24 protein-coding genes and 1 riboswitch are annotated in these 25,122 nt (G+C 67.6%); of the genes, 10 read left to right on the plus strand and 14 right to left on the minus strand.

What is annotated here, in order from left to right:
* Window positions 1–7: 7 nt before the first annotated feature.
* The 7 genes from ASPHE3_RS12965 to hemE form a co-directional block, all read right to left on the minus strand.
* Window positions 8–907, minus strand: coding sequence for a uroporphyrinogen-III synthase (locus tag ASPHE3_RS12965; RefSeq protein ID WP_013601660.1), 900 nt, complete (start codon window positions 905–907; stop codon window positions 8–10).
* A 60-nt stretch (window positions 908–967) separates the two neighbouring features.
* Window positions 968–1,966 carry a hydroxymethylbilane synthase gene (hemC, locus tag ASPHE3_RS12970; protein ID WP_041652177.1) on the minus strand — a complete coding sequence of 333 codons (999 nt, stop codon included), beginning with the start codon at window positions 1,964–1,966 and terminating at the stop codon, window positions 968–970.
* On the minus strand, window positions 1,963–3,228 hold the full coding sequence (locus tag ASPHE3_RS12975; RefSeq protein WP_013601661.1) for a ferrochelatase: 1,266 nt from the start codon (window positions 3,226–3,228) through the stop codon (window positions 1,963–1,965). Before ASPHE3_RS12975 ends, hemC begins: the two co-directional genes overlap by 4 nt.
* A complete protein-coding gene (gene hemQ, locus ASPHE3_RS12980; RefSeq protein WP_013601662.1) occupies window positions 3,225–3,926 on the minus strand; it encodes a hydrogen peroxide-dependent heme synthase in 702 nt (233 codons plus the stop codon). Before hemQ ends, ASPHE3_RS12975 begins: the two co-directional genes overlap by 4 nt.
* A 115-nt stretch (window positions 3,927–4,041) precedes the next feature.
* The gene (locus tag ASPHE3_RS22285) at window positions 4,042–4,959 is read right to left on the minus strand and encodes a hypothetical protein (protein ID WP_013601663.1); all 918 of its coding nucleotides are present in this window, start codon (window positions 4,957–4,959) and stop codon (window positions 4,042–4,044) included.
* Window positions 4,960–5,071: 112 nt separating this feature from the next.
* Window positions 5,072–6,532 (minus strand): protoporphyrinogen oxidase, encoded by a 1,461-nt coding sequence (gene hemG, locus ASPHE3_RS12990; RefSeq protein ID WP_013601664.1) that lies wholly within the window; start codon window positions 6,530–6,532, stop codon window positions 5,072–5,074.
* Between the two features lie 4 nt (window positions 6,533–6,536).
* Window positions 6,537–7,631, minus strand: a complete 1,095-nt coding sequence (hemE, locus tag ASPHE3_RS12995; protein WP_013601665.1) for a uroporphyrinogen decarboxylase — start codon at window positions 7,629–7,631, stop codon at window positions 6,537–6,539.
* Window positions 7,632–7,790: 159 nt separating this feature from the next.
* On the opposite strand from hemE, the gene ASPHE3_RS13000 reads away from it, so the two are divergent.
* The gene (locus tag ASPHE3_RS13000) at window positions 7,791–9,107 is read left to right on the plus strand and encodes a glutamyl-tRNA reductase (protein WP_013601666.1); all 1,317 of its coding nucleotides are present in this window, start codon (window positions 7,791–7,793) and stop codon (window positions 9,105–9,107) included.
* Between the two features lie 193 nt (window positions 9,108–9,300).
* Here the strand turns inward: ASPHE3_RS13000 and moeB are convergent, their stop codons facing one another.
* Window positions 9,301–10,500 (minus strand): molybdopterin-synthase adenylyltransferase MoeB, encoded by a 1,200-nt coding sequence (gene moeB / locus ASPHE3_RS13005; RefSeq protein WP_041652180.1) that lies wholly within the window; start codon window positions 10,498–10,500, stop codon window positions 9,301–9,303.
* Window positions 10,501–10,584: 84 nt separating this feature from the next.
* Between moeB and ASPHE3_RS13010 the strand changes: the two genes are divergently transcribed.
* Genes ASPHE3_RS13010 through ASPHE3_RS13020 form a run of 3 tightly spaced genes read left to right on the plus strand, consistent with a single transcriptional unit; the run spans window position 10,585 to window position 11,865 of the window.
* Window positions 10,585–11,250 (plus strand): TetR/AcrR family transcriptional regulator, encoded by a 666-nt coding sequence (locus tag ASPHE3_RS13010; protein ID WP_013601668.1) that lies wholly within the window; start codon window positions 10,585–10,587, stop codon window positions 11,248–11,250.
* 49 nt (window positions 11,251–11,299) lie between these two features.
* Window positions 11,300–11,524: a DUF3107 domain-containing protein gene (locus ASPHE3_RS13015; RefSeq protein ID WP_041652937.1), complete on the plus strand. Its 225-nt coding sequence runs from the start codon at window positions 11,300–11,302 to the stop codon at window positions 11,522–11,524.
* Window positions 11,525–11,562: 38 nt separating this feature from the next.
* The gene (locus ASPHE3_RS13020) at window positions 11,563–11,865 is read left to right on the plus strand and encodes a hypothetical protein (RefSeq protein WP_013601670.1); all 303 of its coding nucleotides are present in this window, start codon (window positions 11,563–11,565) and stop codon (window positions 11,863–11,865) included.
* Between the two features lie 113 nt (window positions 11,866–11,978).
* Here ASPHE3_RS13020 and ASPHE3_RS13025 read toward each other — a convergent pair whose 3' ends face one another.
* From ASPHE3_RS13025 to ASPHE3_RS13040, 4 genes are all read right to left on the minus strand, one after another.
* Window positions 11,979–12,317, minus strand: a complete 339-nt coding sequence (locus tag ASPHE3_RS13025; protein ID WP_013601671.1) for a 4a-hydroxytetrahydrobiopterin dehydratase — start codon at window positions 12,315–12,317, stop codon at window positions 11,979–11,981.
* Window positions 12,318–12,360: 43 nt separating this feature from the next.
* Window positions 12,361–13,176, minus strand: coding sequence for a thiazole synthase (locus ASPHE3_RS13030; RefSeq protein WP_013601672.1), 816 nt, complete (start codon window positions 13,174–13,176; stop codon window positions 12,361–12,363).
* A 2-nt stretch (window positions 13,177–13,178) separates the two neighbouring features.
* Window positions 13,179–13,415 carry a sulfur carrier protein ThiS gene (gene thiS / locus ASPHE3_RS13035; RefSeq protein WP_013601673.1) on the minus strand — a complete coding sequence of 79 codons (237 nt, stop codon included), beginning with the start codon at window positions 13,413–13,415 and terminating at the stop codon, window positions 13,179–13,181.
* The gene (locus ASPHE3_RS13040) at window positions 13,412–14,770 is read right to left on the minus strand and encodes an FAD-dependent oxidoreductase (RefSeq protein ID WP_049786071.1); all 1,359 of its coding nucleotides are present in this window, start codon (window positions 14,768–14,770) and stop codon (window positions 13,412–13,414) included. The genes thiS and ASPHE3_RS13040 overlap by 4 nt, the downstream gene beginning before the upstream one ends.
* Window positions 14,763–14,880, minus strand: a riboswitch (TPP riboswitch). It overlaps the preceding gene by 8 nt.
* A 27-nt stretch (window positions 14,881–14,907) precedes the next feature.
* Here ASPHE3_RS13040 and thiE point away from each other — a divergent pair.
* The 4 genes from thiE to ASPHE3_RS13060 all read left to right on the plus strand — a co-directional run bounded on the left by thiE (window position 14,908) and on the right by ASPHE3_RS13060 (window position 20,126).
* Window positions 14,908–15,648: a thiamine phosphate synthase gene (thiE, locus tag ASPHE3_RS13045; protein ID WP_013601675.1), complete on the plus strand. Its 741-nt coding sequence runs from the start codon at window positions 14,908–14,910 to the stop codon at window positions 15,646–15,648.
* A gap of 76 nt (window positions 15,649–15,724) precedes the next feature.
* The gene (locus ASPHE3_RS13050; protein ID WP_013601676.1) at window positions 15,725–17,245 is read left to right on the plus strand and encodes an RNB domain-containing ribonuclease; all 1,521 of its coding nucleotides are present in this window, start codon (window positions 15,725–15,727) and stop codon (window positions 17,243–17,245) included.
* A gap of 305 nt (window positions 17,246–17,550) precedes the next feature.
* Window positions 17,551–19,245, plus strand: a complete 1,695-nt coding sequence (locus ASPHE3_RS13055) for a DEAD/DEAH box helicase (RefSeq protein ID WP_013601677.1) — start codon at window positions 17,551–17,553, stop codon at window positions 19,243–19,245.
* 8 nt (window positions 19,246–19,253) lie between these two features.
* Window positions 19,254–20,126, plus strand: a complete 873-nt coding sequence (locus ASPHE3_RS13060) for a DNA-methyltransferase (RefSeq protein WP_013601678.1) — start codon at window positions 19,254–19,256, stop codon at window positions 20,124–20,126.
* Between the two features lie 61 nt (window positions 20,127–20,187).
* On the opposite strand, the gene ASPHE3_RS13065 is transcribed toward ASPHE3_RS13060, so the two are convergent.
* Window positions 20,188–21,036, minus strand: coding sequence for a PHP domain-containing protein (locus ASPHE3_RS13065; RefSeq protein ID WP_013601679.1), 849 nt, complete (start codon window positions 21,034–21,036; stop codon window positions 20,188–20,190).
* An 81-nt stretch (window positions 21,037–21,117) separates the two neighbouring features.
* Here ASPHE3_RS13065 and ASPHE3_RS13070 point away from each other — a divergent pair, with 81 nt between their 5' ends.
* Window positions 21,118–22,704, plus strand: a complete 1,587-nt coding sequence (locus ASPHE3_RS13070; RefSeq protein ID WP_013601680.1) for an aminopeptidase P family protein — start codon at window positions 21,118–21,120, stop codon at window positions 22,702–22,704.
* Between the two features lie 115 nt (window positions 22,705–22,819).
* Here ASPHE3_RS13070 and ASPHE3_RS13075 read toward each other — a convergent pair whose 3' ends face one another.
* Window positions 22,820–23,749, minus strand: coding sequence for a general stress protein (locus tag ASPHE3_RS13075; RefSeq protein WP_013601681.1), 930 nt, complete (start codon window positions 23,747–23,749; stop codon window positions 22,820–22,822).
* Between the two features lie 77 nt (window positions 23,750–23,826).
* On the opposite strand from ASPHE3_RS13075, the gene ASPHE3_RS13080 reads away from it, so the two are divergent.
* Entirely contained in the window at window positions 23,827–25,110 is a 1,284-nt protein-coding gene (locus ASPHE3_RS13080; RefSeq protein WP_013601682.1) for a magnesium transporter MgtE N-terminal domain-containing protein, read from the plus strand.
* Window positions 25,111–25,122 lie beyond the last annotated feature (12 nt).

Raw genomic sequence — 25,122 nt, forward strand, 5'->3', positions numbered from 1 at the left:
CCGGCAGTCAGGGCGGCAGGGGTCCGTGCTCCCCGCGCGTCCCCTGGCGGGCAGCGAGCGCCGCCGCAACGGCGGCAACAAGCCCTTCCGGCGAGGGCTCAGCCGCCGTGGCGGCCACCGGAATGCCGAGGGCTGACGCCTGCTCCGCCGTCGAACGTCCAATCGCAACAAAGCTGCAGCGGGGCAGCGGGGAGAGTTCAGCGATGCGCCGTGCGGCGCTGGGGGAAGCGGCGATCACGGCATCGATGCGTCCGGCGGCGAGTTCAGCGGCGGCTATGTCCGGCGTCAGGAGGACGTACGACGGCGGCGCCTCCCCCGCTGCGGCGTCTTCCAGCGGAACGGCGAGCCTTCGCTCTGCTGCCGCCGGGTAGTCGACAGTGCAGTAGGCAACCACGGCGGTGACGCGGCCGCCCGCCGCGGTTAACCCCTCCGCAAGCCGGGGGGAGGCGATATCCGCCTGGGGCAGCAGGACCTTGCCGTTCCCGCCGGGCCAGGCGGAAAGCAGGCCCGCGGCGGACTGGTCATCGGCGGGTACGAGGGCCACCGGGAGCCCGTGTGCCTGCAGGAGCCGGCGCGTGGCCGCCCCCACGGCAGCGATCCGCGTGGCCGGATGGACCAGACGAGCCAGGGTCAGGCCCCGCTCTGCGGCTTTGTCCGCCAGCACGTGGACGGTGGTGGCGCTGCTGGCCACCAGCCAGTCGAATGCTCCTGCTGCGAGCGCATCGCAGGCCACATCGAGGGAATGCTGGTCCGTGGCACGCTCAAAGTCGATCAACGGCAGGACCAGCGGGTCAGCGCCTGCCTTCCGCAACCCGGCCACCAGCGCGGTCGAGCGCTCCGGGCTGCGCGTCACCAGCACCCGGGCGCCGGCCAGTGGCTGCTCCGGCGAGGGAGCCCTGTCCCGCATGCTAGTCCTGCCCCGGCCAGGAGCGCCGGAGGCACAAAGTAGGCTGCATCACGGCCTGGCTCAGGAAGCCTGCAGGTCTGCGATGTCGGCGGCGCCGGCTGCCAGGAGCACTTCTGCGAGCTCGATGCCCAGCAGGGTGGCCCCGACGTCCGTCAGGCCGTCGGTGGCGCGCTTGTCCCGGACCGACGCTGTGCCATCCACGGCGCACACCACGGCTTCAAGGTGCAGCAGGCTGCCCTTGCGGTACGCGTACGCACCAACGGGCGCCGCGCAGCCGGCCTCAAGGCGGGCCAGCAGGGCCCGTTCGGCAGTGACGGCAAGCCGGGTGTCCGGATCGTCAAGTGCCGCGAGGGCCTGCGCCAGGACGTCCTTCGAGCCCTCGTCCGAGCCCGCCCTTGGCGGGGCATCCGCCGTGCGGCATTCAATGGCCAAGGATCCCTGGCCAGCCGCGGGAAGCATGACGTCCGTTTCAAGGAACTCGCTCACGGCGTCGAGCCTGCTGATCCGCTCAAGGCCTGCCGCCGCGAGAACCACGGCGTCAAGGTCACACGACTTGCCCGGCACAACGTCGTTGACGGAATTGCCCGGCAGTCCGGGGACCCGGCCAAGGCGGGTGTCAACGTTGCCGCGGATATCCATGATCTGGAGGTCCGGACGGGCGGCCCGGAGCTGGGCGGCCCGTCGCGGCGAACCCGTACCCACTTTTGCCCCTGCCGGGAGATCTGCCAGCTTCAGCCCGTCCCGGGCGCACAAGACGTCGCGGACGTCCACCCGGCGAGGTGTGGCTGCCAGGCTCAGTCCCACCGCGGGCCCCGTGGGCAGGTCCTTGAGCGAGTGGACCGCGACGTCGCATTCATTCCGCAGCAGCGCGTCGCGCAGGGCGGCAACGAACACGCCGGTGCCGCCCATCTGGGAGAGCGGTCCGGTGAGCACGTCCCCGTCGGTCCGGATGTGGACCAGTTCCACCGGGAAACCTCCGACGGCGGCGAGCTGATCAGCGGTCTGCTGCGTCTGGGTGAGCGCAAGCTTGCTGGCACGGGTACCGATGCGGACCGTCACTGCTGCGGCGCTCCCCCGGCAGCAGCAGGCTCCCCAGCCGCGGTTTCCCCGGGATACGGGTCGTGACCTGTGCCCACGGTGGTGTCGGCCCCTGCGATGGTGGGCTTTTCGCCCCGGAAGTTGGCGCAGCAGCCCGGCCGGCAGACGTCATACCAGGGACCGAGCGCGGTCATGGCCGGACGGTCACTGATGGTGTTGGCCGCGGTGCGCTCACAAATCAGGTCAACCATTCCGTTCACGAAGCTGCGGTGCGTCCCGGGGGTGGGAACTCGCGTGGCGGCGAGCCCAAGGTTGGCGCAGGTCTCCAGCGCCTCGGTGTCCAGGTCCCAGACAACTTCCATGTGGTCGCTGACGAAGCCCAGGGGCACAATGACGATGCCCTTGACACCCTGGTTAGCCAGTTCCTCGATGGCATCGTTGATGTCCGGTTCGAGCCACGGCACGTGCGGTGCACCCGAGCGTGACTGGTACACCAGCGACCAAGGGGCGGTCAGGCCGGATTCCTCTTCCACCCGCTGCATCACTGCAGTTGCGGTGGCCAGGTGCTGGGCAACGTACGCCGAGCCTTCCTCGAACTCGCGCGGCTCGCCCTCGGAGCGGCCGGCTGCCTCCGCATCCCGGGTGGGGATGGAGTGGGTGGCGAACAGGATCTGCACGGGAGCGTCGGGGGTTCCGGCTGCCGCAAGTTTCTCCCGGACTTCCTTGAGGCCGGCAGCTGTGCCTTCGATGAAGGGCTCCACGAAGCCGGGGTGGTCGAAGTACTGGCGCACCTTGTCCACCTCGAGGCGGCCGTCAAGGCCGGTCTCCGTGAGGGCCATGCCGATGTCCTCGCGGTACTGGCGGCAGCTGGAGTAACAGGAGTAGGCACTCGTAGTGATCATCAGCAGGCGGCGGTGGCCGGCGTCGTACGCATCCTGCAGGGTCTGCGGGATGTATGGCGCCCAGTTGCGGTTGCCCCAGAGCACGGGCAGGTCGATGCCGCGCGCAGCGAGTTCCGCTTCCAGGGCAGCCTTGAGCTCGCGGTTCTGCTGGTTGATGGGACTGATGCCGCCGTTGGCCCGGTAGTGGTGCGAGACTTCTTCAAGCCGCTCGTCCGGGATGCCGCGCCCGCGCGTGACGTTGCGGAGGAACGGGATGACGTCCTCCTGGCCTTCCGGCCCGCCGAAAGAGGCGAGGAGGACGGCGTCGTAATTCTTCGGAGCCATCCGTCCTGCTTCGGTGACGGGGTTGACGGCGGTGCTGGCACCAATGCTGGAGCTCATGCGAGCACCTCCGCTACTTCTGCCGGGGAAATCCGGCGGCCGGTGTAGAACGGGACTTCCTCACGGACGTGGTTGCGGGCCTCCGTGTTGCGCAGGTGGCGCATCAGGTCCACCAGGTCCACGAGCTCCGGAGCCTCGAGGCCCAGGATCCATTCCCAGTCGCCCAGCGCAAACGAAGATACGGTGTTGGAGATGACCTGCGGGAACTCCCGGCCCAGGAGGCCATGCTCGCGAAGCATTGCGCCCCGCTCTTCCTCCGGGAGGATGTACCACTCGTAGGAGCGGACGAAGGGGTAGACGCACAGCCATTCGGCCGGCGCCACGCCGCGGGAGTAGGCGGGGGTGTGGTTCTTGGCGAACTCAGCCTCGCGGTGCACGCCCATGGCCGACCACACGATTTCCGTGCCGGCGAAAAGGGAGCTCCGGCGGATGTCCCGGATGGCCTGCTGGAGGGCTTCAGGCTTGGGGCCGTGCAGCCACACCATCACGTCAGCGTCAGCCCGCATGGCGGAGACGTCGTAGCTTCCGCGGTGGGTCACGCCGGATTGGGCCAGCCGCTCCAGCAGCCGCTCGAAATCAGAAGCAGCATCGGCGCTGCGGATCAGGGTTTCGGAGCGCTTGAAAACCGTCCAGAGGGTGAAAAACTGCTCGGCTGATTCTTCGGTTTTAGTGACAGATTCGGCAGAAGTGTGGCTCATGGTTACCAGTTTGCCCCCTACTGCCCGCCAAGTGGAAACCAGCAACTTCTACAAAACGTAGAAGTGGGCAAGGTCACATCAAAGGCGTGCGCCCCCGCCCCGCAGCGCAGCCCTGCTACGGCCTCCGCATCCTGAGGTAAACCGCTCCCGCGGCTGCGGCCAGGCCCACCAGACCCACGCCGACGCCGACCATGGCGCTCTGCACCTCAGGCTGCGCGGTAAGGAAAGAGCCGACGTTCTGTCCAGCGCTGCGCGGCACGCCTGCTGCCTGTGGGGTGCGGCCGCTTGCAGGCGCCGCCGCGGACGTCTGCGTCGCATCCAGCGGCGCCAGCGGGGCCACTGTGGCCGAGCCTGCCTGCTGCCCTTCGCTGCCGGCCTGCCCAGGCTCCTCTGAGGCGGCCCCCGCCTGGCCTCCATTCTGGCCGGAAGCGTCGCTGGTGCCGCCGTTGGCCCCGGGCTCCAGCGTCGGCACTGTCGCCGAGGGTGCGCCTTCGGCCGCCATTTGTGGCGCCGGCGCGGCAGCGCTTCCGGGCGTTGGCGCGGCAGCGCTTCCGGATGTGGGCTGAACAGTTGCATCCGGCGGAGTCAGGCCGGGAACAGTGACTGCGGGGAGTGTGGCCTGTGGAACCAGCGGCACGTCTGACGGCGCCGGGAGGGGAACCGAAGGCGCGGTGGAGGTCGTGGCCGTGTCGGTGGGAGCCAGGGTGGCATTGACCGCCGGAAGCAGCGCAGACGGAACCGACATCGCGGACGGGGCCGCCGACTGGGTCTGGCGGGGCACCGGCGAGGGTGCGGCCTCCTGCTTGGCAGCCTTGTCCTTGGCTTCCTTGCCCTCCCGGTTCTGGCCGGGCGCGTCCCGCTTTGCGGCGGCGGAATTTCCCCCGGACTGGGAGCTCCCGTCATCGGCCAGGGACGCCGGGACGCCTGTTGTAAGGACCAGTACCGCTCCGACGGCAGCAGCTGCAGTGCCGCGCCGGACTCCCCCATGGATACCGGTCCGGGACGTGGAAAGTTCGGACCTGTGTTGAGCCATAGTCATCGACCCTAGCCACATCAGCGGAGGAAATAAAAGCTGGCGGCCACCCCGCAGGCGGCGCCACGCAGGCAGGTCCAAGGCGTGTTGCTGCCCTGACCAGCGACGATTCTCAGTGCACCAGGTTTCGGATTTGTTCATCCGTGTCGGACACCACGGCGGCCAGGCCATTGCCGGCCACCCAGCCCCCCACCACGGCAAGGTTGCCCGCGGCAGTGCAGGCTTCCCTGATTCCGGCTACGCGGGCGCGGTGTCCAACAGCAGCGAAGGGCAGGGAACCACGCCACCGGACCACGTCCCAATCCACCAGCTGCCCGCGGGAGATGCCGGCTTGCAGGAGGGTTTCGGTGTCGCGCAGTGCCGCAGCAAGGAGCTCTTCGTCCGTGTCGGGGCCGCCGGCCTGGCCACCGGCACCGTCCACGCGTCCGTAAGAGAGCCGGACCACGTGCCGCCCGGGCCCGGCCGCCGCGGCCAGCCAGTCCCATTTGCCGGTGGCATGCGTGAGCGCCTTGGCCTCAATGCCCGGGGTCTGCGGTGCCACCAGGACACCGGTGCCCCGGGGCCTCCGGTCCAGGTCAGGGTTGTCCAGCACCAGCGTGACCAGTTTGACGTCAGGGCCGGCCGGCGGGCGTTGTCCGGCAAAGGCGGGAACCTGGCCTTCCAGCAGCTCGACGGCGGCGGGACCTTCCACAGCGACCACCAGCAGGCCGCCGTCGAACGTTGCTCCTGCTGTACCGACGCGCCATCCCCCGCCCATGCGCGACACCGATGTGGCGGGGGTGCCGGAAAGGAGTTTCACTCCCCGGCGGCGGAGGTCGGCCACCAGGGCTGTGATGAGCGTGTGCATCCCGCCTTCCAGGCCCGCAACGGCAGAGCCTGCCTTGGCGGGCCCTGTGCTTGCCGGGGTATCCCCTGAGTCCGCAGACGGCACGCGCCGCAGGCGCCGCTGGGCCGAGACGGCTTCCGCCAGGGAGCCATGCTGCCGCAGTCCGGCGCGCAGGCCGGGGGCCACCATGTCGACATCCAGCAGTCCCGGATCAGCCGAATGCACGCCACCCACCACCGGAGCAACCAGGCGCTCCAGGACGCGCTTGCCCATGCGCGCCCGGACCAGTGCGGACACGCTGATGACCTCGGCCCTGGTCCCTACCGAAGCAGGCAGGATTCTGTCCAGCGAGGCCCGCAGCGTGCCCGGGATTCCGAGCGACCGGCGGACCTCCGGGTCCCAGGGGTTGGCCGGAATTCCCAGCACACCCGTCTTGGGCAATTCGCGGGGGCCGTCCGGCAACTGGACCCAGGCTCCCCCGGCCCGCGGCGGGACGATCCTGCCGGACAGGCCAAGCTCGGCGGCCAGGCCCGCCACGGCATCGGACCGGATGGCGAACGATTCCGCACCGCTGTCCAGTGTCAGGCCGGCAAGGGTGTGGCTGCCCACGCAGCCGCCCCATTCGGTCCCGGCTTCGAGGACGGTGACCTGGTAACCGGCGGCGGCGAGCCCCCGGGCGGACAGCAGTCCGGAGATGCCGCCGCCCACAACCAGCGCTGTTCCGGAGGTTTCCGCCGAACTGCCCACGCGCCTACTCCGGGGAGATGGAGTGGATGAGTTCAACAACGCGGGTGAGGACGGCGGGATCCGTCTCGGGCGGAACACCGTGCCCGAGGTTGACCACGTGCCCCGGAGCCGCTGCCCCGGCCGCGATGACCTCGCGCACGTGGGCTTCAAGGATTTCCCAGGGGGCGGGGAGCAGGGCGGGATCGATGTTTCCCTGCAGCGGCACGGTGCCGCCGAGCCGGCGGTTTGCCTCATCCAGCGGAAGCCGATAGTCCACGCCCACCACATCCACGCCCACGTCCCGCATGGCCACCAGGAGCTCGGACGTGCCGGTACCGAAGTGGATCAGCGGGGCGCCGAGATGCCGCACGTGGTCAAGGGCCCGCGTTGACGCCGGCGCCACGTACTTGGTGTAGTCCGCCAGGCCCAGGGATCCTGCCCAGGAGTCGAAGAGCTGCGCCGCGGAGGCGCCGGCTTCGAGCTGCGCCTGCAGGAACATGCCGGAGGCATCGGCGGCCCAGTTGGCCAGGGCACTCCAGGTTTCCGGGTCCGCGTGCATCATGGTGCGGGGGCCCAGGTGGTCACGGGACGGCTTGCCCTCCACCATGTAGGCGGCGAGCGTGAACGGCGCTCCGGCGAAGCCGATCAGCGGCGTGTTGCCCAGTTCGGCCACGGTGAGGCGCACCGCTTCCCGGATGGGTTCCAGCGACTCCCAGGTGAGCTGCGGCAGTGCCGCGACGTCGGCGGCAGTGCGTACCGGAGTGTCAAGGACGGGTCCGACGCCGGGGACAATGTCCACGCCTACGCCGGCGAGCTTCAGCGGAATGACGATGTCGGAGAAGAAGATGCCTGCGTCAACATCGTGGCGGCGGACGGGCTGGAGCGTGATTTCCGAGGCGAGTTCGGGGCGCAGGCAGGAGTCCAGCATGGCCACGCCCTTCCGTACCTCCAAGTACTCGGGGAGCGAGCGTCCGGCCTGCCGCATGAACCAGACGGGACGGCGGGAAGGCTTGCCTCCGCGGTAGGCCGTGATCAGCGGGGAATCTGCGGTGCGGCCATCCATCAGCGGGTGGTCTGCAGCGAGGGCGCCGGCAGCGGACGTGGCAGGGCTGGAAGTCATGCCTCTGATTGTGCCGAAAAACAGCGGCAAAAGATAACGACGAAGTGTCATGGGAAGGGGCCGGAACGGCGCCGTGGCAGGAATCACAGCCCCTAGCCTGCGCCTGCCGGTCCGGGTAGTTGTTCTACCGACTAACGAAAAAGCTATGATTGTCCTGCTGTGGTTCTTTTTTCATTGGTGGCTACACACGCCGACATCGATCTCGAGACCGTTGCTCAGTTGAGCAACGGTTCTTCGGAGATCGCCACATCCGCCCTCTCCGGATCGCCGGCAGTGACGGGTGCGGTAGTCCTTGCCACCTGCAACCGCTACGAAATCTACGGCGAGGCCGCGCACCCGGATGACGTTGAGGCGGCCCGCGCCGCACTGGTGGCCCAGATCAGCCAGGCAAGCGGGCTGACCGAACCGCTCGTCTCACGCTCTTTCAGCACCCGTACCGGCCCCGAGGTCAGCCAGCACCTTTTCGCCGTCAGTGCCGGCCTCGACTCGGCCGTCGTCGGGGAACGCGAGATCGCCGGCCAGGTCCGCCGCGCGCTGATCACCGCCCAGCATGAAGGTACGGCCAGCTCCGGACTGGTCAGGCTGTTCCAGGCCGCCTCCAAGACTGCCAAGGATGTGGGTGCCCAGACCGCCCTCGGCTCCCGCGGCCTTTCCATTGTTTCCGTCGCCCTGGACCTTGCGACCGACCTGTCCGAAAATCCGGATTGGTCCGCCAAGAAAGTAGTGGTCTTCGGTACTGGCGCCTACGCTGGGGCCACCATGGCACTGCTGCGTGAACGGGGCTGCACGGACATCTCGGTCTTCTCGTCGTCCGGCCGGGCCGAAGGATTTGTGGCCACCCGCGGCGGCACCGCCCTCGACGCGGACTCGCTCCGGCCGGCCGTGGCCGCAGCAGACGTCATGATCGGCTGCAGCGGTTCCGACACCCGGGTGGAGGCCGATGAACTGGCCGAGGTCCGCGCAGAATCCCCACAGCCGCTGATCGCCATCGACCTGGCCCTCACCCACGACTTCGACCCCGCGGTGGGCGAACTTGACGGCGTGGAACTGCTGACGCTGGAATCAGTGCGCCTGGCCGCTCCCCAGGAACAGGCCGAGTCGCTGGCCCAGGCCAGCGGTATCGTCACTGGTGCGGCCAAAGCGTTCGAGCAGGAGCGTGAGGCGCGTTCCGTGGATTCCGCCATCGTCGCCCTGCGCCGGCACACCATGAGCGTCCTGGATTCCGAGATGGAGAAGGTCCGGGCACGGCACGGCTGCACGGCAGCCGCCGAGGAAGTGGAGTTCGCACTCCGCCGCATGGTCAAGCAGCTTCTCCACGTTCCCACCGTGCGCGCCCGGGAACTGGCCGCCAATGGGCAGCAGGACGAGTACGTGGCCGCCCTTGAAGCCCTGTACGGCATCACGGTGGAACAGCCGGCAACCGCCGCTCGGCAGGCCGAGTGCCCCGTGGACCACCAGGGCCGCGAAACCGCCTGACGTTCGTTCCTTCCTCACGCAGGGCTTCTTTCACATCCTGCGCCTTCCCCACCGACGGTCTCTCACTTAACGAGGGCTTTCCGGCAACGCTCTCTCACTCAACGCAGGTTTGCCGGCAACGCTCTCTCACTTGCCGCAGGAAAGTGAGAGAGCGTCCCACAAAAAGGCACATCAAGTGAGAGAGCGTCGGGGGTTAGTACACGGGCTTGTGGGGTTCCACCTCGCGCACCCAGGCGAGGATGCCGCCGTCGAGATGGCTCACCCGCTGGTAGCCGGCCTTCTGCGCCGCCGCGAGCACATTGGCCGAGCGGGTCCCCGCCTTGCAGTGGAACACGATGTCGCGGTCCTGCGGGAGTTCATCCCAGGCCTCCCCCGCAAGGATCCGGCCCTGCGGAATGAGCCTGGCGCCGTCGATGCGGACGATGTCGTATTCGCCGGCCTCGCGCACATCGATCAGCTCAAAATCCTTGAGGCCGGCATTGCGCGAGGCGAGCATGGTGGCCAGTTGTGTTGCAGTCACGGTGTGTTCGGTGCCTGCAGGCGCCTCAGTTGTGATGCCGCAGAAGGCTTCATAGTCCGTCAGCTCTGTGATCGGTTCGGCCGCCGGATCCTTGGAAACGCGGATCTCCCGCCAGCTCCCGCCCAGGGCGTCATAGAGCGCCACGCGCCCCAGCAGGGAACGTCCGACGCCGGTAATCAGCTTGACTGCCTCCGTCACCATCAACGACCCCACGGCCGCGCACAGCATGCCGAACACGCCGCCCTCGCCGCAGGAGGGGACAGAACCGGCCGGAGGCGCCTCCGGGTAGAGGTCGCGGTAGGTGGGGCCGTGCTTCTCCCAAAAGACGCTCACCTGGCCGTCGAACCGGAAGATGGAACCCCACACATAGGGCTTGCCGAGGATGGCAGCGGCATCGTTGACCAGGTAGCGGGTGGCGAAGTTGTCGGCCCCGTCCAGAATCAGGTCATAGCCGGCGAACAGCTCCAGGGCGTTGGAGGCATCCAGCCGGGCATCATGCAGCCGGACGTCCACCAGCGGGTTCAGGGCAGCGATCGCGTCCCGTGCCGACTCAATCTTGGGCCGGCCCAAGTCCGCTACGCCGTGGATGACCTGGCGCTGGAGGTTGCTGAGGTCCACGGCGTCGTCGTCGATGATCCCGAGCGTTCCCACGCCCGCAGCGGCAAGGTACAGGAGCGCGGGAGATCCGAGGCCGCCGGCGCCGATGACCAGCACTTTGGCATTCTTGAGCCTGCGCTGGCCCAGTGCACCGATCTCCGGAATGATGAGGTGCCGCGAGTAGCGTTCCACCTCGGCCGGGGTGAGGCCGGCTGCCGGCTCCACCAGGGGATCCAGGGACACAGGTGAAACATTTGCGGTGAATGTCGAAGCCATACTTCAATGTATGCCCCGGGATACCGCCCGGTCATATTACCCCGCAGTAAAGTGGGAGTAACTGCAACGGAAAGAAGGACAACTGTGGTCCATGAAGCACGGGCTGACCGCCCGCCCGCCACCGAACCGCAAACTCCCTCGCGTTCCGCAGGCCAACGGTCCGCCCGGCTCCCTCGTGATGAGCGCAGGGCCCAGCTCCTGAACGCCGCCCAGGAAGTCTTCGTGGCGAACGGTTACCACGGTGCGGCCATGGACGAGATCGCCGAAACGGCACATGTCAGCAAACCCGTCCTGTACCAGCACTTCCCCTCGAAGCGGGAGCTTTACCTTGCGTTGCTGGAAAGCCACCTGGCCTCCCTTACCGAGCTGATGCTGGGTGCCTTGAACTCCACCACGGACAACAAGGAACGCGTGCAGGCCGTCATGCGTGCCTACTTCCGCTTCATCGCCAGCGACGACCAGGCCCACCGCCTGGTGTTCGAGTCGGACCTGATCAATGACCCGGACGTCAGCGGCCGGTTGGAGACCTTCAACAGGACCTTTGCCGACGCTATTGCCCGTGTCATCGCCGAAGATACCAAGCTTCCCCACCTGGAGGCCCAGCTCCTGGGCCGCGGACTTGCCGGAATGGCGCAGGTCAGCGCCCGGTACTGGCTCGAAACGGACGGCGACCTGGACCTCGATGTGGCCAGCGACCTGATCTACCGTTTAGCTTGGCGCGGAATCAGTCGCTTCCCCAAAGAGTCCTAGACTACAAATAAGACATCACCCGAGAACTTTGATTGGCTGGGAGGCCCTTGTGGAAATAAAGATCGGCGTTCAGAATGTTGCCCGCGAAATTGTGCTCGAATCAACCGAGGATGCGGATTCGGTAGCCAAGGTTGTGGGGGAAGCCATCACCACGGGCAGCGAACTTCGCCTGAAGGATGAAAAGGGACGCCTGATCATTGTTCCCGGAAACGCCCTGGGCTATGTGGAGATTGGTGCAGAAGAAGCACGGCGCGTAGGTTTCGGCCAGTTCTAGCGCCCGCCGGAGAAGCCGACCGTAGCCCAAGGAGATCCATGCTTTCACTGACCATCGTTGTACTGGCTGCCGCCGCAGCAGGCTTTATTGTCTGGGCGAATGACAAGCGGCACGCCAAGTACGGGGCGGGCCTGCCCGCCGGGGTAGCCGTGGCAGCGGCGGCCCTGACGTGGATCACCCTCATGGCCGCCGGCTTTGGGTACCGGCCCGGGCTGACCTGGCTGCCGTGGGTCCTGCCCATCGTGCTGGGCGCCGCCGCCGCAACTGCGGCAGCCCTGTATCTTGGCCGCAGGCGTGCCCGCCAGGATATAGAACGGCTGACGGCTATCCTTCGGGCCTAGTTACGGGTTCCTGCGCAAGCCAAAGTGGCCGCCACCCCCTGGGGTGGCGGCCCCTTTGCTTAAGGACAATGTTGCAGCGCTCCAATGACAGGGCCGCTTGACGTGGCCGGTAATCAGCGCCCCGGCGCGTACTTCGCCGGTTCCGCCACGGCCCCCGCCGCTGCCGCCGCTTCACTGGAGCCGGCGGCTGCCGCGAGATCCCGCTCGGTCACCTGTCCTCCGGCGTCGTGGGAGGTGTAGCGGATAAAGACCCGGTTGTAGCGCCAGTCGAGGTCCGGGTGGTGGTTCAGGTCCTCGGCCAGGCGTCCGACGGCGGCAATCAGCTCGAGCGCGGCGGCCGCCGTCGGCGTCTTGAAGACGGTGACCAGACCGCCGTCGTCCAACCTCCAGTCCGGCAGTGCAGCCAGGGCTTCGTCGATGCGTTCCGGGGGAACTGCTTCCTTGCCCGCCACTGCTGCTCCTAGGGTGAGGGCGCCGGCGGCGGAAAACGGGCAACTACAGGAACTCTGCCCTGCCCTCCATCGCCGACGACGCCAGCGCGTGTTCACGGCGGGGTATACGACCGGCCGCTCTCGCCAGCCTACCCGCGATAACGGCGTGTTTGAAGGCCTCCCCCATCATCGCCGGGTCCTGCGCGCGGGTCACCGCCGTCGCGAGCAGCACGGCGTCGCACCCCAGCTCCATGGCGAGGGCGGCGTCGGACGCGGTGCCGATGCCGGCGTCCAGCACCACCGGAACCGAGGCGCGGGACACGATGAGCTCGATGTTGTGCGGATTGAGGATGCCCAGGCCGGTACCGATGGGAGAACCGAGCGGCATCACGGCGGTGGCGCCCAGGTTCTCGAGCCGAAGCGCGAGGACGGGATCGTCATTGGTGTACGCAAACACCTTGAACCCCCTGTTGACCAGCTGTTCGGTGGCGTCCACGAGCTCGACGGCGTCCGGCAGGAGGGTGTGCTCGTCGGCGATGACCTCAAGCTTCACCCAGTCTGTTTCCAGCGCCTCCCGGGCAAGCTCGGCGGTGAGGACGGCATCCCGGGCGGTGAAACACCCCGCGGTGTTGGGAAGGACCCGGATGCCGTGGTCCAGCAGCAGCTGGAAGAGCGAGCCCGTCTCGGCGGGTGAATAGCGGCGCATCGCCACCGTGGTGAGAGAGGTTCCGGAGGCCAGGAGCGCGGCGCCCAGGCCGTCCAGGCTGGGGGCGCCACCCGTCCCCATAATCAGCCGTGACCCCAGGGCGACGCCGTCAATCACCAGGGCGTCCTGCGGGTCCTGCCCGGCGCCGGCATGGAGGGTGCTGGTTTCGGTCATGGTCAGCCTCCTTGGACTGCGGTTACGAGTTCGACGTCGTCGCCCTCCGCGAGCGCGGTGGCGAACCACATGCTCCGCGGCACCACAGTGGCGTTGCGTGCCACCGCCACGCCCAGCCGGCGGCCGTCAACAGCCTGGCCGTCAGCAGCCAGGTCACGCCCCGTGACCTCGCTGACGAGCATGGTGATGGATGCGCCCTCAGGCACGGTATGCCCGGTTCCGTTCAGGGTGATATTCATACTTTCTCCTTGATGTCAGGTCCGGTGGCGGCAACGCCACCCGGGCGGACTGCGCTGCGCGAAAGGCCGTCCGAAAAACGTGCGGGATCAAAAGGGACCCAGCGCGGGTCTCCCCTGCCGTCCAGCAACTCCCGGCAGATTGCGGCCGCGGCGGGGGCCAGCAGTACGCCATGGCGGAAAAAGCCGGTGGCGATGATGAGGCCTTCCACGTACTTCTGTTCTTCGTGCCCTGCAGGGCGGACCGCCAGCGGCACCCGCCCCAGCAGCGGGGCGTTGTCCGGAGTGCCGGACCTGGGACGTGCTGTGCATTCCAGCAGCTCGAGCTCCGCCACCGCGGGCACCAAAACCTGGGCGTCGCGGAGCAGCTGGTAAACACCCCCGGCGGAGACCGCCCCGGTGTTGGACCCGTTGCCCTGCCCGAGGGCATCCTCCCGCTGCGTGGCCCCGACCACCACAGTGCCATCCCGGCGCGGCACGATGTACACGGGGACACCACGGACAAGTCCCCTGACGGTGGAGGTAAGCAGGGGCCGGAGGTGTGCGGGCACTGCCAGGCGCAGGATGTCACCGTGCACGGGCCGCAAGGGCAGGCGCAGGTCCTCCGGCAGGCCGGCGAGTGCCGCCGCGTCCAGGCCATTGGCCACCACTGTCTCCCCGGCAAGGACAGTCCCGCCGCCGGCCAGCCGCGCGCCCGAAACTGCACCGTCCTGCCAGAACAGGCCCGCTGCCCTGTCCGGCACGGCATAGCCGTCCACGGCTCCGGCCACGAAGCTTCCGCCGCTCCCGGCTCCGCCCTCGTGCCGGGCCAGGGTACGGCGCAGGCAGGCCAGCAGTTGCCGCGGATCCACCTGATGGTCAGCAGGGGTATCCAGCGCGCAGGCAATGGCAGGGCTCAGCAGGGGCTCCCGCCGCCGGGCTTCACGGATGGTGAGGGGCTCCACCGTGAGTCCGTTGGCCTGCTGCACGGCCCGCAGGTCCAGCAGCGCCTGCCGGTCGGCGGAGTCGGCACCCACGGCGAGCGTCGGCGTCGTAAGGTATCCGGGATCCGACCCGGCAGCCGCGGCGAGGTCAGCGGCAAAAGCGGGCCAGCGGGCGGCAGCGTCGAGCATGAGCTCCAGGAGGTCTTCCTCCTGGTAGTGCAGTTCGCTGACGGGAGCAAGCATTCCTGCAGCAGCCCAGCTGGCCCCGGAGCCGGGGGCATCATCGATGACCACCACTGACCGCCCGGACCGCCTCACCTCCCAGGCGATGGAATGCCCGATGACTCCTCCGCCGATAACGGCAACATCGGCACGGATCACGGCCCCTGGCCCGGCTGGTTCATCGAAAGCACCAGGGTGCGGCGGTTCGCTCATGTGTCTCCTTCCCTACGCCGGTATTAGCCGGATCAGGTCAAGCGGTCGGCTCTGACGCCCTCTCAGCCCGGCGCTTTATGACAGCTGCCGCGGCTCCCGCAGTACGAGGCCAGTGTAGAGGAACTAGGCTGGCTCCCATGAATGTGTCCCCCTCCCCCGCCGCTTCCCATGTCCCCGGAACCGACGCCTTTATCAATGCCGAAGGCAGCGCAGGCCTGCAGGCAGCACGGTTGTACCTCTGCACGGATGCGCGGCGGGACCGCGGCGACTTCGAACAGTTCGTCGATGCCGCGTTCGCGGGCGGGGTGGACATCATCCAGTTGCGGGACAAGTCGATTGAGGCGGCAGAGGAACTGGAACTGCTGGCGTTGCTGAAGGAAGCGGCCGTCCGCCACGGCCGCTTGTGGGCCGTGAACGACCGTGCGGACATCGCCGTCCTTTCCGGTGCGCCGGTGTTCCACATTGGACAGAAGGACCTCCCCCTCAACGCGGCCAGAACGCTGCTCAACGGGAACGCCGCTATTGGCCTGTCCAGCCACAGCCCGGAGCAGGTGGACGCGGCCCTGGCAGCTGCTGCGGGGCCCGCAGCGCTGGACTACTTCTGCGTGGGACCCCTCTGGGCAACACCCACCAAGCCGGGCCGCGCCGCCGTCGGACTGGACCTGGTGAAGTACGCTGCCGCCGCAGCGGGCCGGCAGGAAGAGTCCGACGGCGGCGTCCCCTGGTTCGCGATCGGCGGGATTGACCACGGCAACGTGGAACAGGTGGTGGAGGCCGGCGCCAGCCGGATCGTGGTGGTCCGCGCCATCACCGAAGCCGACGAGCCCGCAGCGGCGGCAGCTTCACTCCTGGCTGCGCTGGACGCCGCCCGTCCGTGAGGCTGCAGCCGAAAACCAGCCCGTCCTCCGCGCCGTTTCATGCACGATCCGCACAATTGGGGCTACGCTGATTTTCGTGTCACATCATCGGCTGGCCCCCAATGTCCACGAGCACACGAACGCCCTTGAGGCGGCCCTGAGCGCGCTGCGGACCGAGCTTGAGCTGCCCGGCCCGTACCCTGCCGAGGCAGTGGAGGACGCGGAAGCCGCAGTCTCGGCTTTGCGGCTTCCGGCCTATGACCTGACGGCGGTGGAGTTCATCACGATCGATCCGGCGTCGTCCACCGACCTGGACCAGGCGCTTTTTATCGAACGCGACGGCGGGGGCTACCGGGTGCTGTATGCCATCGCTGACGTTCCCTCCTTTGTTGCACCCGGCGGACCGCTGGACGCCGAGACACGGCGCCGGGGACAGACGTTCTACACGCCGGACGGCCGCATCCCGCTGCATCCGGAAGTCATCAGCGAGGGGGCGGGAAGCCTCCTGCCCGGCCAGGACTGCTCCGCGTTCGTGTGGGACTTCCGCCTTGACGAGGGGGCCGAGGTGGCCGAGGTTGCCGTCAGGCGGGCGCGGATGCGGAGCCGGGCCAAGCTCAGCTACAAGGGGGCCCAGGCGGAGCTCGACGGCGGCAGCCCCTCCGACGTGCTGCACCTCCTGAGGGAAGTGGGGCTCAAGCGAGTGGAGCTGGAGCGCGCAAGGGAGGGCGCCAGCCTGAACATGCCGGACCAGGAGATAGTGCAGCTTCCCGACGGCGGCTACCGGATTGCCGCTGCCCCGCAGCTGCCGGTGGAGGACTGGAACGCCCAGATCTCGCTCATGACCGGCATGGCCGCAGCGCAGATGATGCTGGCCGGGAAAGTGGGCATACTGCGGACCATGCCCTCGCCGGATGAACGCTCCCTGAACCATTTCCGGCTGCAGACGGAGGCGCTGGGGCGGCCCTGGAACGGCGAAATGAGCTACGGCGAATACCTGCGGAGCCTGGATCCTACCGACCCGCGCCAGCTGGCCATCATGCATTCGGCAGGCATGCTGTTCCGCGGCGCCGCTTACACCGCCTTCGACGGGACAGTTCCGGAAGATGCGGTCCAGTCCGCGATCGGCGCGGCCTACGCGCACACGACGGCACCGCTGCGCCGGCTGGTGGACCGCTTCGTGCTGGTGACCTGCGAGGCACTGAGCAACGGCGGCGACGTACCGGGCTGGGTACGGGACGCGTTGCCGTCCTTACCCGAGATCATGGCCGGTTCCGACCAGCTGGCCTCCCGCATGGAGCGCATGGCCCTGGACACCGTGGAAGCGGCGCTGCTGATCAACCACATCGGACAGGAATTCGACGCGATCGTGATCTCCGGGTCCAAGCCGCAGAAGGAAAACGGAAACGGCGGCAACGGCAGGAACGGCAACGGGAAGGGCGGCAACGGGCGCAACGGCAACGGCAACGGCGGTTCCGGGATCATCCAGATTGCTGAACCCGCTGTCACTGCCCGGTGCGCGGGTGACCTGGAAGCCGGCACCAAAGTCCGGGTCCGCCTCATTTCCTCTGACATCGCCACCCGGGAAGTGCATTTCGAACTGAGCCCTCCGGCGTCCTGAACCAGGCCGGTTTTGCCACTTCTCCCGCGGGCACAAGCGGCCAAAGCCGGGATTCCGCCCCCTTGCGGCTAGACTGAAGAAGTAGAAACGGATGCCCGGTCGTTGATTTCCTTGATTTGAAACCAACAAGCCCGCCCCTACGCGATCTTGAGATACACCCGCTGGTCACCAGTGCCAGCATTTTAGATAGCCCGCGATCGGCTTCCACTGGAATTGCGTGCGCGCCCGAGCGTGCTCCGGAGCGGCCCCTGGCCGGCCCGTTGAGCAGGCAGCGCCATTGCCCAAATGAATAAGGAAACTCCCCCGTGAGTGAATTGCATACCCACCAGCTCTTGACCGATGACTCCGGCACCGAAACCATCGAGCCCGAAGAAACAATCATCTCGGACGAGAAGCCGCACGAGATCGAGGAGAAATCCTTCGCGGACTTCAACGTCCGCGCGGACATCGTGGAATCCCTGGCCGACGCCGGGATCACCCACCCCTTCCCCATCCAGGCCATGACCCTGCCCGTGGCCCTTTCCGGCCACGACATCATCGGCCAGGCCAAGACCGGCACCGGCAAGACCCTGGGCTTCGGCATCCCCGCCCTGCAGCGGGTGGTGGGCCGTGACGACGCGGGCTACGAGAAACTCGCAGTTCCCGGCGCGCCGCAGGCCCTGGTCATCGTCCCCACCCGTGAACTCGCGGTACAGGTGGCCAACGACCTGCAGACGGCCTCCCGCAAGAGGAACGCACGCATCGCCACCATCTACGGCGGCCGGGCCTACGAGCCCCAGGTGGAAGCCCTGAAGAATGGCGTGGAGGTTGTGGTGGGAACCCCCGGGCGCCTCATCGACCTCTACAAGCAGAAGCACCTGAGCCTGAAGAACGTCAAAGTCGTCATCCTCGACGAGGCCGACGAAATGCTTGACCTCGGCTTCCTGCCGGACGTCGAGACCCTGATCGCGGCCACGCCGGCGGTCCGGCAGACCCTGCTGTTCTCCGCCACCATGCCGGGCCCGGTCATCGCCATGGCCCGCCGGTACATGACCCAGCCCACCCACATCCGTGCTGCTGATCCGGATGACGAAGGCCTTACCAAGCGGGACATCCGGCAGCTGATCTACCGCGCGCACAGCATGGACAAGATCGAAGTGGTGGCACGCATCCTCCAGGCCAAGGGCCGCGGCCGGACCATTATCTTCACCAAGACCAAGCGCACCGCGGCCAAGGTTGCCGAGGAACTGGTGGACCGCGGGTTCGCGGCGGCCGCCATCCACGGCGACCTCGGGCAGGGCGCACGCGAGCAGGCGCTCCGGGCTTTCCGCAACAACAAGGTGGACGTCCTGGTGGCAACCGATGTGGCCGCCCGCGGCATCGACGTGGACGACGTCACGCATGTCATCAACTACCAGTGCGTGGAAGACGAAAAGATCTACCTGCACAGGGTGGGCCGCACCGGCCGCGCCGGCAACAAGGGCACCGCCGTGACCTTCGTGGACTGGGACGACATGCCGCGCTGGGGACTGATCAACAAGGCCCTGGGCCTGAGCGTGCCGGAGCCCATCGAAACCTATTCCTCCTCCCCGCACCTTTACGAGGACCTGGACATTCCCGAAGGCACCAAGGGCCGGCTGCCCCGCGACAAGCGCACCCTGGCCGGTGTTGACGCCGAGGTGCTGGAGGACCTGGGCGAAACGGGCAAGAAGAACGCCCGCGGTGGCCGCGACGCCGGCAGTTCCCGCGACCGCGACGGCCGTGACCGCGGCAGCCGTGACCGCGGTGCCAAGCGTGAGGGCGGACGCAGCGGTGACTCCGGTGCCCGCTCAGGCGAGCGCCGCCGTCGTACGTCCGAGCCTGCTGCAGCCCCTGCTGCGGCCGGTGATGCCAACGCCACTGCTTCGGACACTGAGCAGCCGTCGCGCACCCGCCGGCCGCGCACCCGCACCCGCCGCCGCAACGGTGAGGTAGTTGGAGCCGGCGACCAAGGTGCACAGCCCGGCAACACCGAGGCCTAACGCCCTTCATGACTGACACTGTCTGGGCGCCGGACGGCAGCAGCCTGGTGGTCCATGCGGACAACGCGGACTTCCTCCCCTCGCTGCCGGACGGCGCCTTCACACTGATTTACGTGGATCCGCCGTTCAATACGGGCCGGACCCAGACGCGCCAGCAGACCACCATGGTGGTTAATGCGGACGGCACCGGAGACCGGGTGGGCTTCAAGGGCCGCTCCTACGACACCATCAAAGGTGCCCTGCACCGCTATGACGATGCCTTCAGCGATTACTGGTCCTTCCTGGAACCGCGGCTCGTTGAGGCCTGGCGGCTGCTCGCGGACGACGGCACGCTGTATCTGCACCTCGACTACCGCGAAGTGCACTATGCCAAAGTGATGCTGGACGCCATCTTCGGGCGCGAGTGCTTCCTGAACGAGATTATCTGGGCTTACGACTACGGTGCCCGGGCCAAGAACCGCTGGCCCACCAAGCACGACAACATCCTGGTGTATGTCAAGAACCCGGCGAAGTACCACTTCGACAGCGCCGAGGTGGACCGCGAGCCCTACATGGCGCCGGGCCTGGTCACGCCCGAGAAACGCGAGCTGGGCAAGCTGCCCACGGATGTCTGGTGGCACACCATCGTCTCCCCGACGGGCAAGGAAAAGACCGGCTACCCCACGCAGAAGCCCGAGGGCCTGGTGCGGCGGGTGGTGGCAGCCTCAAGCCGGCCCGGTGACTGGTGCCTGGACTTCTTCGCCGGTTCCGGCACGCTCGGTGCCGTGGCCGCCAGGATGGACCGGAAGTTCGTGTGCGTGGACCAGAACCAGCCGGCGATCGACGTCATGGCCAAGCGCCTGGGCGCGCACGCCGAGTTCATCGCTTACCCACCCAACTAGGTAGCGCTAAGTGTCGTTTTGAGCTTCCAGAACGACACTTGGCGCTACCTACTTGCCGTGTTCAGGGGCGGACGACGGCGGTCCCGGTCCCCATGTCCTCGATCCTCGCCAGCACCTCCGGCGCTGTGAGGTTCTCGCCGAGCAGGTTGACTTTGCCGGTGCCGTGGTAGTCCGAGGACCCGGTGACCAGAAGGTCGTGCTTCGCCGCCAGCCGGCGAAGGAACTCCCGCCCCTCCTCGGGGTTGTCCCGGTGGTCGATCTCCAGGCCGGCCAGGCCGGCGTCGATCATCTCCTGGTAGACGCGCTCCCCCACGATCCGTCCCCGTGACGACGCGACGGGGTGCGCGAAGACCGGGACGCCGCCGGCGGCACGGACCAGTGCGACGGCGGCTGCCGGGGCAGGTGCGTAGTGCTGGATGAAATAGCGCGACCGGGAGGTGAGGATGGAGGCAAAGGCTTCGGAGCGGTCCTCCACTACGCCGGCTGCCACCAGGGCGTCGGCGATGTGCGGGCGTCCCAGGGTGGCGCCGGGAGCCACGTGGTGGATGACGTCGTCCCACGTGAGGGGGTAGTCCTCGGCCAGGAGGGTGACCATCCGCTCGGCGCGCGTCTGCCGCGCATCCTTGGCCTTGGTGATTTCCTCAAGGAGGCCCGCATGGTTGGGATCGTGGAGGTAGCTCAGGAGGTGCACGCTGATGCCCTCCTCGGTGCGGCACGACACCTCCATTCCCGGCACCAGGGCAATCCCCTGCTCAAGCGCTGCGGCGGCGGCCTCATCCCACCCGGCAGTGGAGTCGTGGTCCGTCAGCGCCACCACGTCCAGACCCGCGCGGGCGGCAGAAGCCATCACGTCAGCGGGTTTTTCCGTGCCGTCGGAGACATTGGAGTGGGCATGCAGGTCGATCCTCACCTGTCCAGAGTAGTTGACCTTCTGTTCACCCTGCGTATGCCGCTGTTCGCGTAGCCGCGGTGCCGGTGAGACGATGGTGCCGTGAACGATGCCGATAACACCCGAAATTCTGCTTCCCAGCCCCTGGAGGAGCGCGTCAACAACCGCTCCCAGCGGCCCAGTTCCGATGCGTTCAAGGCTTTCATGGCCAGCAACTGGGCGCCATCCAGCCAGGAACTCCCTGCGCGGGACGCCGTGGCCGGACATGCCGCGCGGCGCCGCAAGGCCATCTCCAGCAAGTTCAAAGGCGAACGCCTGGTCATCCCGGCCGGCCCGTTGAAGGTGCGCTCCAACGACTGCGACTACCGCTTCCGCCCCCACTCCGCCTTTGCCCACCTGACCGGCCTCGGCCTTGACCACGAACCTGATGCCGTCCTGATCCTTGAGCCTGTTGGGGAAGGAACGGGCGACGACGGCGGCCACCACCGTGCCACGCTCTACTTCCGGCCGCTTGCCGGGCGGGATACCGAGCAGTTCTACGCCGACTCCCGGGCAGGTGAATTCTGGATCGGGGCACGCCCCACCCTGGCCGAGTTCGAGGCACGCCTGGGCCTGGCGACGGCGCACATCGACCAGCTGGAAACAGCCATCACCAAGGACGTTGGAGCACCGGAGATCGGCGGCATCTCCATCCGGCTTGTCCGCAAGGTGGACGAGAACATCGACGCGCTGGTGGACACCGCCCGCTACAACACCGCCAAGGATCCCGAGAACCTGGACATGGAAGTCCTGGACGCCCTCGACGGGAAACTGAGCGAAGCCCTCTCCGAACTGCGCCTGCTCAAGGACAGCTGGGAGATCGAGCAGATGAAGCTGGCCGTGGCCGCCACGGTTGAAGGATTCGAGGAAGTGGTGAAGGCGCTGCCGCGCGCCCTCACCCATGCCCGCGGGGAGCGCGTGGTGGAAGGCGCCTTCTTCGCCAGGGCCCGCGAAGTGGGCAACGAACTGGGCTACGACACCATCGCAGCCTCCGGCAACAACGCCACCGTGCTGCACTGGACCCGCAACACGGGCAAGATCCACGCAGGCGACCTCCTCCTGCTGGACGCCGGTGTGGAGGCGGATTCCCTGTACACAGCGGACATTACCCGCACCATTCCGGCCAGCGGGGTGTTCAGCGACATCCAGCGCAAGGTGTATGAGGCAGTGCTGGACGCTGCCGACGCCGGTTTCGCCGCCGCCCGGCCCGGGGCAAAGTTCCGCGATATCCACACCGCCGCCACCACCGTCCTGGCTGAACGGCTTGCGGACTGGGGCTTCCTCCCCGTCACCGTGGAGGAAGCCATCAGCCCCGAGGGCCAACAGCACCGCCGGTGGATGCCGCACGGCACCAGCCACCACCTGGGACTCGACGTCCACGACTGCGCACAGGCCAAGCGCGAGCTGTACCTGGACGGCATCCTCACCGAAGGAATGGTGTTCACCATCGAACCCGGCCTGTACTTCAAGAATGAGGACCTTGCCATCCCCGAGGAATACCGCGGGATCGGCGTCAGGATCGAGGACGATGTCCTCATGACGTCCGACGGTCCGGTTAACCTGAGCGCCGCCCTGCCCCGCAAGGCGGCAGACGTGGAGGACTGGATGGCCGGCATCTACCGCGAGGCCAACGGCGCCGCCAGGAACTGACTCGCCCACGCACGCAAAAGCGGGGCCGCCGGAGTTTACTTCCGGCGGCCCCGCTTCTGTCTGTGTCGGATCCTTACGGGCGTCAGATTCCTGCCTGCGCCAAACGCGGCTGCGGCTACTGCCGCGCGTCACCCGGATGCTGCTGGTCACCGCTTTGCTGGTCGCCGGCTGGCTGTTCGTGCGAGCCGTGGCTGCCGCCCTGCACTGGACCGTCCTGCCCTGGGCCGTCCTGCGTGGGGCCGGGGCCGGCGGCGGGTCCCTGCGGCAGGCGGACACCGTACTGGGGCCGGCCGTCCGGAAGGTCCGGGTACCGGACGGTGCGCACAGGCTGGGAAGCCGGCGCGTTCTGCTGTTCCGCGGCGGCTTCCTGGCCCTGGGGGGAGGGCCCGGGCTGGCCCTGGGCGGCGGACTGCTGCCCGTAGGGGTCGTTCCAGCCCGACGGACGCGCCGGTCCCTGCCCCTGCTGCTGGTAGGGCGGGTTCTGTTGGTTGTGGTAGTCCCGCTGCGTATAGGGGCCGCCGCCGGCCGCCGCGTCCGAGCGGGTCATCGGCAGCTGCTGAAGCAGCCGGCGCGCTTCATGCGCGGCTTCAGGGGACACCACCACGTCGTAGCTGGTGGCTACAACCTGGCTGGTTGAGGTGAAATCGCGCTTGCCCCGTTGCATGGCGTAGGTGACAATGCCGAACAGCATGAAGAACGCGGCGCCCATGAGCACCGAGGTCAGGATGGAAAAGTACCCCGGTGACGGCGCGAAGAAGGACAGCAGGACACCCACGAAGAGGCCGAACCACATGCCGCTCAGTGCCCCGGACAGGGCAACCCTGGGGTAGCTCAGGCGCCCGGTTACCCGCTCCACCATCTTCAGCTCGTTGCCCACGATGGATACCATGTGGACAGGGAACTGCTGGTCCGCAAGGTAATCCACGGCCTTCTGGGCATCCAGGTAGGAGGTGTAGGAACCCACGGTATCGCCGGTGGGAACGGCACGGGCCTCGTCCATCCCGCCGGGCCCGCCAGCCTTGGGAGCACCAAATATGTTTGCCATACCCCCATTCTTGCCCATGAGGATGTGTGCCGCCTGTAAATTCAGCTAAAAGAGAGCAGACTCGGTAGCCTGTAGGAGTGAGCACAACTCCTACCCGCGTCTTCGTGGCCCGCCTCCTGGGGCTCGATGTCTTCGACCCGCTGGGCGACCGGCTGGGCCGGCTGCGCGATGTTGTTGTGCTGTCCCGCGGTACCCAGGGGCCGCCGCACGTGGTGGGTATCGTCGTCGAAGTTCCCGGGAAAAAGCGCGTGTTCGTGCCGATGACGCGCATTACTTCCATCGACCAGACGCAGATCATCTGCACCGGGCTGGTGAACCTTCGCCGCTTCGAACAGCGCGGGGCCGAAACGCTGGTGGTGGCGGAAATGTTCGACCGCCGCGTCACACTCAGGGACGGCAGCGGCGACGCCACCATTGAAGATATCGCCATGGACCAGACCCGTTCCGGAGACTGGTTCGTCAGCAAGCTCTTTGTCCGGCGGGGCCACTCATTGTCGCCGCTGAGCCGGCTGCGCCGCAACGAAACCCTGATCATCGACTGGGCCGACGCCCTGCAGGGTCCGCGTACCGAACCGCAGGCTGCCACCCAGTTCGTGGCGAACCACGAAGACCTCAAGCCTGCGGACTTCGCCGAGGCCCTCCAGGAGATGAGCGACAAACGGCGTTTCGAGGTGGCGAGCGAGCTGCAGGATGAGCGCCTGGCCGACGTCCTCCAGGAACTTCCGGAGGACGACCAGGTGGAGATCCTCTCCGCCCTGGACGTGCAGCGCGCCGCGGATGTCCTGGAGGAGATGGATCCGGACGACGCCGCCGACCTCCTTGGCGAGTTGCCTTCCGCCCAGGCGGAAGAGCTGCTCCAGCTGATGGAACCCGAGGGCGCCGAGGACGTCCGCCGCCTGCTGGAATACGACGAGGACACTGCCGGCGGCCTGATGACACCTGTCCCGGTCATCCTGCCGCCCGAAGCCACCGTGGCCGAAGCACTGGCCCATGTCCGGCGGGAAGAGCTTTCCCCGGCACTGGCCTCGTCGATCTTCATCGCCCGGCCTCCGCTGGAGACGCCAACCGGCCGGTTCCTGGGCGTGGTGCACATCCAGCAGCTCCTCCGGTTCCCGCCCTATGAGCCGCTGGGAAACCTGGTGGACAAGAACCTGGAGCCGCTCTCGGACCAGGCCCATATCAGCGAAGTGGCACGGACCCTGGCCACGTACAACCTGAACTCCCTTCCGGTAGTCAACGACGCCGGCCGGCTTGTGGGGGCGGTGACTGTTGATGACGTTTTGGATCATCTGTTGCCGGATGATTGGCGCGCCCACGATGGCGAAGCCCCGATAAGAAGGCTTGGTGGCCGTATTGGCTGACAGCAGCGCTCC

Origin of the sequence: Pseudarthrobacter phenanthrenivorans Sphe3, assembly GCF_000189535.1 — a bacterium.
In the GTDB taxonomy this organism is placed as follows: domain Bacteria; phylum Actinomycetota; class Actinomycetes; order Actinomycetales; family Micrococcaceae; genus Arthrobacter; species Arthrobacter phenanthrenivorans.

Bases quoted from the DNA above. Each gene is read 5' to 3' on its own strand.
- ASPHE3_RS12965 (WP_013601660.1), bottom strand. From the start codon at position 907: ATGCGGGACAGGGCTCCCTCGCCGGAGCAGCCACTGGCCGGCGCCCGG.
- ASPHE3_RS12975 (WP_013601661.1), bottom strand. From the start codon at position 3,228: ATGAGCTCCAGCATTGGTGCCAGCACCGCCGTCAACCCCGTCACCGAA.
- hemQ (WP_013601662.1), bottom strand. From the start codon at position 3,926: ATGAGCCACACTTCTGCCGAATCTGTCACTAAAACCGAAGAATCAGCC.
- ASPHE3_RS22285 (WP_013601663.1), bottom strand. From the start codon at position 4,959: ATGGCTCAACACAGGTCCGAACTTTCCACGTCCCGGACCGGTATCCAT.
- hemE (WP_013601665.1), bottom strand. From the start codon at position 7,631: ATGACTTCCAGCCCTGCCACGTCCGCTGCCGGCGCCCTCGCTGCAGAC.
- moeB (WP_041652180.1), bottom strand. From the start codon at position 10,500: ATGGCTTCGACATTCACCGCAAATGTTTCACCTGTGTCCCTGGATCCC.
- ASPHE3_RS13020 (WP_013601670.1), top strand. From the start codon at position 11,563: ATGCTTTCACTGACCATCGTTGTACTGGCTGCCGCCGCAGCAGGCTTT.
- ASPHE3_RS13030 (WP_013601672.1), bottom strand. From the start codon at position 13,176: ATGACCGAAACCAGCACCCTCCATGCCGGCGCCGGGCAGGACCCGCAG.
- thiS (WP_013601673.1), bottom strand. From the start codon at position 13,415: ATGAATATCACCCTGAACGGAACCGGGCATACCGTGCCTGAGGGCGCA.
- ASPHE3_RS13040 (WP_049786071.1), bottom strand. From the start codon at position 14,770: ATGAGCGAACCGCCGCACCCTGGTGCTTTCGATGAACCAGCCGGGCCA.
- thiE (WP_013601675.1), top strand. From the start codon at position 14,908: ATGAATGTGTCCCCCTCCCCCGCCGCTTCCCATGTCCCCGGAACCGAC.
- ASPHE3_RS13060 (WP_013601678.1), top strand. From the start codon at position 19,254: ATGACTGACACTGTCTGGGCGCCGGACGGCAGCAGCCTGGTGGTCCAT.
- ASPHE3_RS13075 (WP_013601681.1), bottom strand. From the start codon at position 23,749: ATGGCAAACATATTTGGTGCTCCCAAGGCTGGCGGGCCCGGCGGGATG.